General features: G+C 69.1%; 10 protein-coding genes. 3 read left to right on the top strand and 7 right to left on the bottom strand.

Annotated elements, in window-relative coordinates:
• Positions 1 to 308 precede the first annotated feature (308 nt).
• On the top strand, positions 309 to 2141 hold the full coding sequence (asnB, locus tag BKN51_RS23810; protein WP_101609703.1) for an asparagine synthase (glutamine-hydrolyzing): 1833 nt from the start codon (positions 309 to 311) through the stop codon (positions 2139 to 2141).
• 20 nt (positions 2142 to 2161) lie between these two features.
• On the opposite strand, the gene BKN51_RS23815 is transcribed toward asnB, so the two are convergent.
• Genes BKN51_RS23815 through BKN51_RS23830 form a run of 4 tightly spaced genes read right to left on the bottom strand, consistent with a single transcriptional unit; the run spans position 2162 to position 5149 of the window.
• The gene (locus BKN51_RS23815) at positions 2162 to 3082 is read right to left on the bottom strand and encodes an ABC transporter permease (protein ID WP_101609704.1); all 921 of its coding nucleotides are present in this window, start codon (positions 3080 to 3082) and stop codon (positions 2162 to 2164) included.
• Between the two features lie 13 nt (positions 3083 to 3095).
• Complete coding sequence (locus BKN51_RS23820; RefSeq protein ID WP_101609705.1) at positions 3096 to 3884, bottom strand: ABC transporter permease; 789 nt, start codon at positions 3882 to 3884, stop codon at positions 3096 to 3098.
• A gap of 9 nt (positions 3885 to 3893) precedes the next feature.
• Positions 3894 to 4757 (bottom strand): ABC transporter ATP-binding protein, encoded by an 864-nt coding sequence (locus BKN51_RS23825; protein ID WP_101609706.1) that lies wholly within the window; start codon positions 4755 to 4757, stop codon positions 3894 to 3896.
• Positions 4754 to 5149 carry a GntR family transcriptional regulator gene (locus BKN51_RS23830; RefSeq protein ID WP_101609707.1) on the bottom strand — a complete coding sequence of 132 codons (396 nt, stop codon included), beginning with the start codon at positions 5147 to 5149 and terminating at the stop codon, positions 4754 to 4756. Before BKN51_RS23830 ends, BKN51_RS23825 begins: the two co-directional genes overlap by 4 nt.
• Positions 5150 to 5540: 391 nt before the next feature.
• Between BKN51_RS23830 and BKN51_RS23835 the strand changes: the two genes are divergently transcribed.
• Positions 5541 to 8543 (top strand): AfsR/SARP family transcriptional regulator, encoded by a 3003-nt coding sequence (locus BKN51_RS23835; protein ID WP_233223011.1) that lies wholly within the window; start codon positions 5541 to 5543, stop codon positions 8541 to 8543.
• Here the strand turns inward: BKN51_RS23835 and BKN51_RS23840 are convergent.
• The 3 genes from BKN51_RS23840 to BKN51_RS23850 form a co-directional block, all read right to left on the bottom strand.
• Positions 8540 to 9007: a hypothetical protein gene (locus BKN51_RS23840; protein ID WP_101609709.1), complete on the bottom strand. Its 468-nt coding sequence runs from the start codon at positions 9005 to 9007 to the stop codon at positions 8540 to 8542. The two genes, BKN51_RS23835 and BKN51_RS23840, sit on opposite strands and share 4 nt — an antisense overlap.
• A 340-nt stretch (positions 9008 to 9347) precedes the next feature.
• Positions 9348 to 10349 carry a Gfo/Idh/MocA family protein gene (locus tag BKN51_RS23845; RefSeq protein WP_101609710.1) on the bottom strand — a complete coding sequence of 334 codons (1002 nt, stop codon included), beginning with the start codon at positions 10347 to 10349 and terminating at the stop codon, positions 9348 to 9350.
• A 13-nt stretch (positions 10350 to 10362) separates the two neighbouring features.
• Entirely contained in the window at positions 10363 to 11361 is a 999-nt protein-coding gene (locus BKN51_RS23850) for a LacI family DNA-binding transcriptional regulator (RefSeq protein WP_101609711.1), read from the bottom strand.
• 111 nt (positions 11362 to 11472) lie between these two features.
• Here BKN51_RS23850 and BKN51_RS23855 point away from each other — a divergent pair, with 111 nt between their 5' ends.
• Positions 11473 to 12363: a sugar phosphate isomerase/epimerase family protein gene (locus tag BKN51_RS23855; protein ID WP_101609712.1), complete on the top strand. Its 891-nt coding sequence runs from the start codon at positions 11473 to 11475 to the stop codon at positions 12361 to 12363.
• Positions 12364 to 12384: the final 21 nt, after the last annotated feature.

Raw genomic sequence — 12384 nt, forward strand, 5'->3', positions numbered from 1 at the left:
ACGAATACGCCGATCAGGAGCACGGCGTAGAGCAAGTCGGCCACTAGGCACCTCTCAGGACAGGTCACCCCATCGGTGACCAGGACCTCGCAACAGTGCGCTGGTTACGGGCCTTCGAGACCTCTGCCTGACGGCCTCTTGATGCCCCGATCGGGTGCCTTTACGACTTCTTGATGCCCGGTGACCTGTCCCACAGACGGTGACGCACTGCGGACGGAGCGTGCAATTCGGGCAGACAAGCCGGTCGATGCGTGTTACACCAGTGTTACGGATAGTTGTATGTGCTAACTAATCACCAGGAGGTAGCGATGTGCGGAATCGCAGGGTGGGTCTCCTTCGACACGGATCTGACTCAGCGCCGGGAGGTCGTCGACGCGATGACCGAGACCATGGCGTGCCGTGGTCCTGACGACTCGGGCACCTGGGTCCGGCCGAACGTGGCGCTGGGCCACCGCCGTCTCGCGATCATCGATCTGCCGGGCGGCAGGCAGCCGATGGCCGAAGCCGGACTGGCCGCCATGGTCTACAGCGGCGAGGCGTACAACTTCACCGAGCTCCGCCAGGAACTTTCCCAGCGGGGCCACAAATTCGAGACCGACAGCGACACCGAGGTCGTGCTCCACGGCTACCTGGAGTGGGGCGACGAGGTCGTCGATCACCTCAACGGCATGTACGCCTTCGCGATCTGGGACGAGCGCGACGAGAAGCTCGTGATGATCCGCGACCGCATGGGCATCAAGCCGTTCTACTACTACCCGACCTCGGACGGCGTCCTGTTCGGCTCCGAGCCGAAGGCGATCCTCGCCAACCCCTTGGCGCGCAAGGTGGTCGACACCGACGGCGTGCGCGAACTGATGTCCATGACCAAGACGCCGGGCTGGTCGCTGTGGAAGGGCATGCACGAGGTCGGGCCGGGCACGATCGTCACCGTCGACCGTTCCGGGATCCGCACGCGGACGTACTGGAAGCTCGACGCGAAGCAGCACACGGACGACCAGGAGACCACGGTCGAGCGGGTCCGCGAGCTGATGACCGACATCGTCCACCGCCAGCTGATCGCGGACGTGCCCCGCTGCGTCCTGTTGTCCGGCGGGCTCGACTCCAGCGCCGTCACCGGTCTCGCGGCGGCGCGGCTGGCCGAGCAGGGCGAGCGGCTGCGCACGTTCTCGGTCGACTTCCAGGGCCAGGAGGAGAACTTCCAGCCGGACGAGGTGCGGGACACCCCGGACTCGCCGTTCATCCGCGACGTCGCGGACCTGGTCGGCTCCGAGCACCAGGACGTCATCCTGAACCCCGCCGAACTCAGCGACCCCGAGATCCGCCGCAAGGTGCTGACCGCGCGGGACATCCCGGCCGGGCTCGGCGACATGGACACCTCGCTGTACCTGCTGTTCAAGGCGATCCGCGCGGAGTCGACGGTGGCACTGTCCGGCGAGTCCGCCGACGAGGTCTTCGGCGGCTACCGCTGGTTCCACGACGAAGCCGCGGTGAACTCGGGAACGTTCCCCTGGCTCGCCTTCCGGATGGGGCTCACCAGCGAGCGGGGTGCGTTGCTGCGCGAGGACGTCCGGACCAAGCTGGACCTGCCCGGTTACATCGCCGACCAGTACAGCACCGCCGTCGCCCAGGTCGAACACCTCGACGGGGAGAGCGAGCAGGACCGGAAGATGCGGACGGTCTGCAACCTCCACCTCTCCCGGTTCGTGCGGATGCTGCTGGACCGCAAGGACCGGGCGTCGATGGCCGTCGGGCTCGAGGTGCGGGTGCCGTTCTGCGACCACCGCCTCGTCGAGTACGTCTACAACACGCCGTGGTCGCTGAAGACGTTCGACGGCAGGGAAAAGAGCCTGCTGCGGCACGCCACGAAGCACGTCCTGCCCGCTTCGGTGCGTGACCGGGTCAAGAGCCCGTATCCGTCCACTCAGGACCCGGGCTACGCGGCGGCGTTGCAGCAGCAGGCCAAGGAGGCCCTGACCGAACGGGACAACCCGGTGTTCTCCCTGGTGGACCGGGACTGGCTGCACCGGGTGTCCGAAGTGGACCCGGCGACGATGTCCTCGGCCCAGCGCTCCGGCATCGACCGGGCGCTGGACCTCTACCACTGGTTCGATCTGTACCAGCCCGAACTGCAGCTGGACTGAGGTTTCGGTCCGCCGCCGTCTCAGCGACGGCGGCGGACCGTTCCCCCTACCGCGACACCCCCGAGCACCGCGGTCGCGGCGAGCAGGATGCCCGCCTCGGTCCACTGGAACCGCCAGAACCGGCTGATGGGCTGGTAGACGGTGAAGTCCTGATAGCCCGCCGCCAGAGCGCACTCGCTCTTCCCCAGCCCCAGCGGGCAGCCGGGCACGTCGTCCAGCGAACTCATCTCGCGGCCGTCCGGCGCGACCCTGCCCACCTCGATGATCAGAGCCCCCGTCGCGGCCGGATCGGGACCGAGCGTGCGCACCGGCTCGGCGTAATTCGGCCTCAGGACGAGCAAGGCGATCGCGGCCGCGAGGAACACCGCGACCGTGATCGCGATGGCGGGCAAGGTCTTGCGCACCAGCACCCCGGCAGCCGTACCGAGGGTGAAGGCGAACAGCCACCAGGCGGCGGGCGCGATCCCGACCGCACCGAAGTAGGACGTCTCGACGAAGGTCTGCGCCTTGCCGGGGAACAGTTCCAGCCACCGGCCGAACATCTGCCCCGACGCAAGCCCGGCCAGCGTCGCGCATCCGGCGAGGACGCCGAACTTGACGGCCAGCCAGTGCCCGCGGCCGATCGACTGCGTCCACGCGAGCTGATGGGTGTTGCGCTCGTACTCCCTGGCGAGCAGCGGAGCGCCCCAGAAGACACCCGCCAGCAACGGAACGAACGGCAGCATCGCGATCAGCGGGTAGATCTTCTGGTAGAGATCCTCCAGCCCCGCGTCGTACTCGCGGCACGGGGTGCCGCCTCCGTGACAGTACAAGGAGATCTCGCCGTTCGAGGCGTCCATGGCGATCTGCGCGGACATGAGCAGGACGCCACCGAGCACGGCGAGGAACCCCAAGGTGACGAGCAGCTGAGTGCGGTGCTGCCGCCAGGTGAGCCAGAGCAAGGAATATCCCTTTCTAGGAGCGGCGTCGGATGGCGAAGGTCGCGGCGACGACGAGCAGGAGCGAGACGCCCGTCAGGATCGCGGCTTCGGTCCACTGGAAACGCCAGTACCAGTCCTGCGGCAGGACCTTGAGCGCGGTGATCTCACCGGCGGCGTCCCGGACCATCTCCACCACCCGGCCGGTGGGTTCCGAACTCAGGGGGACGAGCTCGGGTTCCGCGTAGGAGTCCCGGAAGTTGCTCACGCCGATCATCAGGCCGACGGTCACCGCGATGGTGACGGCGATGGCGGGCAGGGTCTTGCGGAGGAGCGCGCCCGCGGCGGTGCCGAGCACGAATCCGAAGAGCCACCACGCGCCGGGAGCGACGCCGGTCATCGCGAACAGGACGGGATTGTCGAAGCGACTGGTGAAGGCCGTGTCGCCGCGATCGGTCGGGAAGACCTCCACCCAGCGCTGCATCATCGCGCCGAACGCGAGACCGCCCAGGGTGGCGAGCACGGCGAGGAACCCCAGTTTCACGCCGAGCCAGCGGAACCGCGAGATCGACTGGGTCCAGGCGAGTTTCGTGGTGCCGCGTTCGAACTCGGCCGCGACCAGCGGCGCGCCCCAGAAGACGCCGATCGCCACCGGCACGACCTGCAGCCAGGAAAGGTAGGTGTACAGGTCTTTGAAGAGCTTCGCCGGATCAAGACTGTCCGCCGCGGCGTTCCCGTTGATCAGCAACAGGATCCCGACGACGACCAGCAGGCCCGCCGTGATCAGGAGTTGCATGCGGTGCTGGCGGTAGGTGAGCCAAAGCATCGTCGCCCCTTACGCCGAAGCCAGTGTCGGGCGAGGCAGGCTCGCGGATTCGGGTCGCCGGAGGTAGGCGAGGACGAGCTCCTCCAGGTTCGCCGGCCTTTCGGTCCACTGTGGACCGAGCGGGACCGGTCCGGTGCGGGCGAAGACGGTCGCCTGCCGTCCGGCTCGCGCCTCGTCCACGACCGCGACGCGTTTGGCCAGCGCGTCGGCCTCCTCCGCGGGCCCGGAAAGGATCCGGTGCCCGGCGACGAGTTCGTCGATGTCGCCGCTGACCTGGACGCGGCCGCCGTTGAGGACGATCAGCCAGTCGCAGGTGTTCTCCAGATCGGAGACGACGTGCGAGGAGAGCAGGACGGTCATGCCGGTTTCGGCGACCGCCTCCATCAGCCCGCGCATGACCTCGTGGCGGGCCAGCGGGTCGAGGTTCGCGAGCGGCTCGTCGAGTACCAGCAGGTCCGGGCGTTTCGCGAGCGCGAGGGTGAGCGCGACCTGCGCGCGCTGCCCGCCGGACAGCTTGCCGACCTTGTGTTTCAAGGGAAGCCGCAGCGAATCGATGCGTTTGAGCGCGAACTCGTCGTCCCAGCCGGGGTTGAGGCGCCTGCCGAACTCGAGCATCTCGGCGATGCTGAAGCCGGGGTACAACGGCTTGTCCTGGGCGAGGAACGCGGAGGTTCCTTGGATCGAGACCGAACCGACGGTCGGGTCGAGCAACCCGACGGCCAGATGCAGGAAGGTCGTCTTGCCGGCGCCGTTGGGCCCGACGAGGGCGACGACACGTCCTTTCGGGACGGAGAGGGAGCAGTCGCGCAGCGCCCACTTGCGGCGGTAACTCTTGCCGAGGCCGGTGGCCTCGATGACGGGTTTATCGGTCATGCGGATCGCTCTCCTCGAAAGCCATCGACCATCACCGAGGTGAACAACGCCTCGACGTCTTCCTGATCCAGACCGGATTCCCTCGCGTCGCGGACCCAGACCCCCAGGCTCTTCCGCAACCGCGTGTGCTCCGCGAACGAAGCGCCTCCCAGCGTTTTCTGGACGAAGGTGCCGAGGCCCGGCTTTCCCTCGACGAGCCCTTCGCGCTCCAGCTCGCGATAAGCCTTGAGGACGGTGTTGGGGTTGATCGCCAGCTCGGCGACCACCTCCTTCGCCGTCGGCAGCCGGTCCCCCGGCTCCAGCAATCCCAGCCGGAGGGCGTTTTTGACCTGCTGGACGAGCTGGACGTACGTCGCGACGCCCGAGCCCTTGTCCAGGTGGAAGGCGACCACTGGCAACACCCTTTCACTAATTAAGTAGTGAAAGGGTGGAGGACGGCGGGCATGCTTGTCAAGTGATCCGCAAATACGTGAAGGCCCCCTTGAAGGACTCAGAGTCCTTCAAGGGGGCCTTCACGTAAAACCCCAGCCCCAGTCAAGAAGAAGCGCCAGTCCGACGACACGGGGGAAGACGTCGAGCTGGCACTACCCCCAACCCCCACCGCCGTCAGAAGGCGGTGCCTGTGCAAGTTGAAGGTGTCCACCGTCGTACCGGAACCGAATGGGGGGTCCTGCCCGTCTTGTTGGTTGGGCACGGTTCCGGCGACGGGTCCTCGGTGGACACCCGGCAACTATCGCGGCGGCCGGATGCAGGGCGCTTGCACTACGCTTGCAGGCTCTGACGATGGTGGGCGGAGGTGGCCGGGTGGAGTTCCGCGTCCTCGGCGCCGTCGAGGCGTGGGCCGGTGACGGTCAGGTCGATCTCGGCTCGCCCAAACAACGGCTCGTACTGGCGGTTCTGCTGCTGGAGGCGGGTAAACCGGTACCGCGTGACCGGATCATCGACCTGCTGTGGCCCGAAGAGCCACCGGCGAGCGCCCGGAACACCGTTCAAGCGCTGGTGTCCCGGCTGCGGGCGGTGTTCCGCGGCGCGGGCGGGCCGGAGATCGTCTCCGAGGGGACCCGTTACCTGCTCAGGGTCGAGCCGCGCGAGGTCGACCTGCACCGCTTCACCGAGCTGACGGCGCAAGCCCGCAAGGCCGACGACGAAACCGCCGTCGACCTCTTCGACGAGGCGCTCGGGCTGTGGCGCGGCGAGGCGTTGTCCGACGTCGTGAGCGGCGAGGTCGCCCAGCGGCTCCGCGGTGGCATGAACGAAGCACGCTGGACGGCGCTGGAAGATCGTGCCGAAGCGCAGTTGCGGCTCGGCCGAGGCCGTCAGGTCCTCGCGGAACTGATCGAACTGGTCGCCGCGCAGCCGTTGCGGCAGCGGTTCGTCGGGCAGCTCATGCTCGCGCTGCACCGCGAAGGCCGCACCGACGACGCCCTCGAGGCATTCCGCTCCCTGCGCGACAGGCTGGGCACCGAACTCGGCCTCGATCCCTCACCGGAGCTGCGGAAACTCGAAACCGCCATCCTCGCCGCCGATCCCGCTCTGGAACCGGCCGCGGCCTCGGTCAAACCCGAGCCGGTCCGCCCGGCGCAGCTGCCGCACGACGTCCGGGGGTTCGCCGGGCGCGCGGCCGAGCTGGAGCGGCTCGACGAGGCGACCCGTCACGCGGGCGAGGGCACCGACATCTGGGTGATCAGCGGGACCGCGGGCGTCGGCAAGACCGCGCTCGCGGTCCGCTGGGCCCATCGCGTCCGCGACGCGTTTCCCGACGGGCAGCTCTACCTCGACCTGCGCGGATTCGACCCCGACCACGAACCGCTCACCCCGGCCGTCGCGCTCACCCAGCTCTTGCAAGCGCTCGGCACCGCGCCCAAGGCCATCCCGCCGGACACCGACACGCGGGCCGCGCTCCTGCGTTCCCTCCTCGCCGACAACAAGGTCCTGCTGGTCCTCGACAACGTGCGCGACACCGGTCAGGTGCTTCCGTTGCTGCCGCCGTCGGGCACGGTCCTGGTCACCAGCCGCCAGCGGCTCGGCGACCTCATCGCCCGCACCGGGGCCCGGGCGCTCCCGCTGTCCGTCCTGCCCGCCGAAGACGCGCGGCATCTGCTGGAAGCCGTGCTCGGCAGCGAAACCGTCGCCGCCGAGGCGGGCGCGGCGGCGGAGCTGGCCCGGCTGTGCGGGCATCTCCCGCTCGCCCTCCGGATCGCGGCGGCCAACCTCGGCGCGAGCGGTGAACCCGAGATCGCCGAATTCGCCCGCGAGCTGGCCGGTGGCGACCCGCTGGCGGAGCTGACCGTCGACGGTGCCGAGGAAAGCGCCGTGACCACGGCGTTCGGCGTCTCCTACCGGGCGCTTCCCGAAGAGCACCGCCTGCTGTTCCGACGGCTCGCGCTGGTCCCGGGCCAGACGTTCACCGCCTCCGCCGCCCAGGCGCTGACCGGCGCGACGCGGGGCAACCAGCTGCTCAAGGCACTCGCCGCGGCTCATCTGATCGAGCGCTACACCCCGGGGCGCTACCGGTTCCACGACCTTCTCCGCAGTTTCGCGGCAGGCCGCACGCTGTCGGAGGACACGAAGTCCGATCGCGACGCCGCGGAGAGGCGGCTCTTCGAGAGCTATCTGACCACCGCCGACGCCGCGGGCCGCGTCCTCATCCCGCATTTTCTTCGCCTGCCGCGCGAAGAACCGGAGGACAAACCCTTCGCCGACACCGAAGAGGCGCTGGCCTGGCTCGACGCCGAGTGGCCGAACCTCGCCGCCGCCGTCGAGCACGGCGCCGAACACGGGCCGCCCGAGTTCTCCTGGCACCTCGCCGACGCGCTCCGCGCCTTCTTCCACCAGCGTGGCCATCACGCGGAATGGATCGACACGGCCTCGACGGCGCTCAAGGCCGCCCGCCGCAGCGACGCCGGACAAGCCCAAGCGGCGATGCATCTGAGCATCGCGCTCGCCTGCGTCAACAGCGGCCGCTACGACGAGGCACGCGAACACCTCACCAGCGCCTTGCGCGGCGACCTCCTCGAAGGCTGGGACGCCGGTCGCGCGGCCGTGCTCAACAACTTGAGCGCCGTGCACCAGCGCCTCGGCGATCCGCAGGAGGCGATCCGCTGCGGGCTGGAATCCCTGCGGCTGTGCGAAGAGCTGTCCATGCCGGGTATCTCGATGGCGCTGGCGAACCTCGGTTTCCCGTACTGGCAGACAGGTCAGCTCGACGAGGCGCTCGCCAACTTCACCCGCGCGCTCGCGGTCGCCGAACGGGACGGCGCCCGGTTCAGCGTCGCGGTGCTGCTGGTCGACCTCGGCACCGTGCACCGCGATCTCGGCCTGCCCGACGACGCCTACGACTTCTACACCCGCGCGCTCGCGGCCAACCGCGAACTCGGCTACACCTACGGCGAGGCCACTGCCCTGTCCGGCCGGGCCGTCCTCGAAAGCATGCGCGACCCGAGCGAGCAGAACCGCGCGGACGCGCTCGAAGCCGTCGAACTCACCCGCAAGATCGGCGACCGGGGCACCGAGGCGTGGACACTCGTCGGACTCGGCGAAGTCTGCCTGCGGCTCGGCCTGCCCGAGGAGGCCGCCGAGCATCAGCGGCTCGCGTTGTCGATCGCGCGGACGACCAGCTTCTTCTGGTGTGAGGCCGCCGCGCGGACCGGGCTCGCGGAAACGCTGCTGGAACTCGGAAAGCTCGAAGAGGCCAGGACACACGGCGAGCTGGCGCTGGAACTCGCCGCACGCTCCGGCTACCGGCCTGTCGAGGAACGCGCGAAGCTGATCCTGGACAAGCTCTAGCCGCGCGGCTTCTCGTACGACCTGACGCTGCCGGCGATCGCCGCCATGCTCGCCGTCAGGATGCTGAAGATGACCGCCAGCGCGATGGCGACGCCGTTGCTCTTGTCGAAGCCGAAGATCCACTTGAGCTGAGCGTCGAGGGGCGTGCCCCACAGCAGCGGTGCCGCGATGAGCATCGCCACCGCGAAGAGCGCGCACAGTCCGAACAGTGTCCACGCGCCGGAAATCCTGCGGGCGAACGTGAATCCCGCCGTGACCACCAGCGCGCCGGTGCTGATGACGCCGAAGGCCACGTTCTGCATCTCCACGCCGGACCACTGACCGGTCGCCCCGTTGGCGTGGACGACGTTGTAGAGCACGAACCAGACGAGCATCCCGGCGGTGAGCAGCGCCAGGCTCCCGGCGATCATCGCCGCCGCGGCGTTCGCCCTCGGCTTGGACGGCGGCTGACCATACGGCTGCATCGCACTCCTCACGCTTCCGGCGACCCGAACCCGCCGCCCCTCGAGATCCGCGATCACTGTAGCCAAACGGTGTCGATGGTGGCGGTCGTGGCAGCAAGCTGCCTTCCAGGCGACCACGGTGCCGAATCGTGGTGGGTCTCGTGAGTGGCTAGGACGGTTATCGAGGAGAAGGGCAAACGTGGCGTGCTCGTGCCGTTTTCGGTGTCGGTCGTGGGGTGGGTGTGGTGAAAGCCTCGTTCGCAACGGTGAAGGCCACACCAGCCTCCTGGGACGTCGCGAACACGCCATGTTTGCCCTGCCACCCAAGAGAACCGCCCTTACCACTCACGAGGCACGTGAGTCAGACGCGTACCTCGTCCACCCTGACTGGGCGGCGTTCCCGGCGGGAGACCTCGCACGCCTCGGCGATGTAGAACGCCTCCAGCGCGTCCGCCGCTCCGCACGGGCTCGGCGCGCGACCGGCCGCGACGTCGAGGAAAGCCTTCAGCTCACTGATGTACGCGGGCCGGAAGCGTTCCATGAAACCGGGATAGGCCGGACCGGGCAACGGCTGGACGCCGGGTTCCACCGAGGTCAGCGGCGCGCGATCGTCCAGGCCCACCACGGCGTTCCCCGCCGAGCCGAGTACTTCCAGCCGGACGTCGTAGCCAGCGCCGTTGTAGCGCGTCAGCGAGACGACGGCCAGCGTTCCGTCGTCCAGGGTCAGGGTCGCGGCCGCGGTGTCGACGTCACCGGCGTCGGCGAAGAACTGCTCGCCCTTGTTCGTCCCGACGGCGTAGACCTCGACGACCTCACGGCCGCTGACGTACCGGACGACGTCGAAGTCGTGCACTCCGCAGTCCCGGAACAGGCCACCGGAATGCGCGACGTACTCCGCGGGCGGCGGCGCCGGGTCCAGGGTGGTCGCGCGCAAGGTGTGCAGCCAGCCGAGCTCTCCCGACGCCACCGCGGCCCGGGCGGCCGCGTAGCCGGCGTCGAACCGGCGCTGGAAGCCGATCTGCACCGGTACGTCCGAACCGGAGATCTTGTCGATCACCGCGAGCGTGCCCGGGATGTCGGCGGCGACCGGCTTTTCGCAGAACACCGGGATCCCCGCGTCGACCGCCGTGAGGATCAGTTCCGGATGCGCGTCCGTCGCCGCGGCGATCACCAGTCCGTCCAAAGAGGACGCGAAAAGCGCGGGGATGTCCGCCGCCGCTTCGACGCCGAGTTTCGCCGCGGCCGCCTGGGCGCGGCCGGCGTCGACGTCGGCGACGACCACGGAGGAAACCTCGTCGAAGCTCTTCAAGGTCTCGGCGTGCGAAGTGCCGATCCGGCCGGTGCCGGCGAGTCCCAACCTCATTCTCGCAACCTTCCTAGAGTGCGGTGGTGGTCGATCGGACCACCAGCGACGGGTGCAGCAGATGCCGGACCGGTTCGGTACGTTCGCCCCGGACCCGTTCGAGCAGCGCTTCGACGGCCAGCCGCCCCATTTCCGTTCGCGGCTGGTCCACAGTGGTCAGTGAGAGGTGGCGCAGGGCGGCCAGTGAGGTGTTGTCGTAGCCGACCACGGAGACGTCTTCGGGGACCCGCAGGCCCGCCTCTTCCAGCGCGGAGATCGCGCCGACGGCGTTGAAGTCGTTGCCCGCCAGCAAAGCCGTCGGCAGCTTCTCGCGCGGGTGGTCGCCGAGCAGCTCGTGCACGGCCTTCTCCCCGGCGGTGTCGGTGTGTTCGCTGCGCACGATGAGCGGATGCAGCCGATGGCGCCGCATGGCCTGCTGGTAACCCCGCCGCCGGGCGGCCGCGCCGGCGGCGACCCCACCGTCCAGATGGGCGATCCGGCGGTGCCCCAGCGAAACCAGATGCTCGACGGCGAGCGCGGCGCCCGCCTCGCCGTCGTCGTTCACCGTGTCCACCCCCGGAACACGCGAGGTGCGCGACACCAGGACGACCGGGCATTGGGCGGCCGCTTCCTCGATCGCCGACGTCGGCACCACCGGTGACAACAGGATCACCCCGGCGGGCCGGAAGGACAACAGGCTCTTCAGCGCGGACCGCTCGCGCGCGGGACTACGGCCGCCGGTATTGAGGATCAAGTGGAATCCGGCCGCTTCGGCCGCCGCGTCGAGCCCCTCGACGACGTCGGCGAAGAACGCGTTGCGGAGATCGGAGACCATCACGCCGAGGACGGTCGAAGTCCGGCTGGCCAGCGACCTGGCCATCGCGTGCGGCTCGTAACCCAGTTCGTGTGCCGCGCACAGCACCCGCGTCCGCCGTTCGTCGGAGACGTTCGGCGCGTTCCGCATCACCAGCGACACGAGCGCGCGGGACACCCCCGCTTTCGCGGCGACGTCCTCCATCGTCGGTCGCGCCATTTCCAGCCTCCCCCTGCCCTTGACTTTACTGTGACGGACGCTACAAGATTAGAGCGCTCTAATCAATAGAGCGCTCTAATCCGCTCCCCGTCCCCGCTCTGGAGGCCGCCGATGACATCCCGGATCCGAATCGCCGCCGCCCCGATCTCCTGGGGCGTATGCGAAGTCCCCGGCTGGGGTCGCGTTCTCGACGCGGGGACCGTGCTGGGCGAAATGGCGGAGCTGGGGGTCCGCGCGACCGAACTCGGCCCTCCCGGCTACCTGCCGCGAGACCCGGCCGCGCTGCGGGAGCTGCTCGGCGGGTACGGGCTCGACCTGGTCGGCGGCTTCCTCGCCGTCGCCCTGCACGAGAACCCCGGCGCCGCGCTGGCGGCGGCCGAGGAGTCCGCCGCGCTGTTCGCCGCGTGCGGTGGCGACATGCTCGTCCTCGCCGCCGCGACCGGTCTCGACGGCTACGACGACCGGCCCCAGCTGAGCGAAACCGAATGGGCGACGCTGATCGAAACCTCCGGCGAGATCAGGGAAATCGCCGCGCGCCACGGACTGCGCACCGTGCTGCACCCGCACGTCGGGACCCATGCGGAAACCGAGGAAGAGGTCGAGCGTTTCCTCGCCGATTCCGACCTTCCGCTGTGCCTGGACACCGGGCATCTCCTGATCGGCGGGACCGATCCGGTCTCGCTGGCCAAGCGTTACCCCGAACGGATCGGTCACCTGCATCTCAAGGACGTGCGCGGCGAACTCGCCGAAGACGTCCGCGCCGGAAGGCTTCCCTACACCGAGGCGGTGGGCAAGGGTTTGTACGTCCCGCTCGGCGACGGGGACGTCGACATCGAAGCGATGGTCAGGTTCGTCCACGAGGCGGGCTATGACGGGTGGTACGTGCTCGAACAGGACACCGCGCTGAGCGAGGGGAGCCCGGAAGATCTGCCGAAGCGGGACGTGGCCAGGAGCCTGGCGCATCTCGACGGAATCGTCAGCCGGCTCCCGGCTGCCAGGTAACGGAAGAAGCGAGGAGAGACG

Source organism: Amycolatopsis sp. BJA-103 (genome assembly GCF_002849735.1).
In the GTDB taxonomy this organism is placed as follows: Bacteria; Actinomycetota; Actinomycetes; order Mycobacteriales; family Pseudonocardiaceae; genus Amycolatopsis.

Bases quoted from the DNA above. Each gene is read 5' to 3' on its own strand.
- BKN51_RS23820 (WP_101609705.1), bottom strand. From the start codon at position 3,884: ATGCTTTGGCTCACCTACCGCCAGCACCGCATGCAACTCCTGATCACG.
- BKN51_RS23845 (WP_101609710.1), bottom strand. From the start codon at position 10,349: ATGAGGTTGGGACTCGCCGGCACCGGCCGGATCGGCACTTCGCACGCC.
- asnB (WP_101609703.1), top strand. From the start codon at position 309: ATGTGCGGAATCGCAGGGTGGGTCTCCTTCGACACGGATCTGACTCAG.
- BKN51_RS23850 (WP_101609711.1), bottom strand. From the start codon at position 11,361: ATGGCGCGACCGACGATGGAGGACGTCGCCGCGAAAGCGGGGGTGTCC.
- BKN51_RS23825 (WP_101609706.1), bottom strand. From the start codon at position 4,757: ATGACCGATAAACCCGTCATCGAGGCCACCGGCCTCGGCAAGAGTTAC.
- BKN51_RS23835 (WP_233223011.1), top strand. From the start codon at position 5,541: ATGGTGGGCGGAGGTGGCCGGGTGGAGTTCCGCGTCCTCGGCGCCGTC.
- BKN51_RS23840 (WP_101609709.1), bottom strand. From the start codon at position 9,007: ATGCAGCCGTATGGTCAGCCGCCGTCCAAGCCGAGGGCGAACGCCGCG.
- BKN51_RS23855 (WP_101609712.1), top strand. From the start codon at position 11,473: ATGACATCCCGGATCCGAATCGCCGCCGCCCCGATCTCCTGGGGCGTA.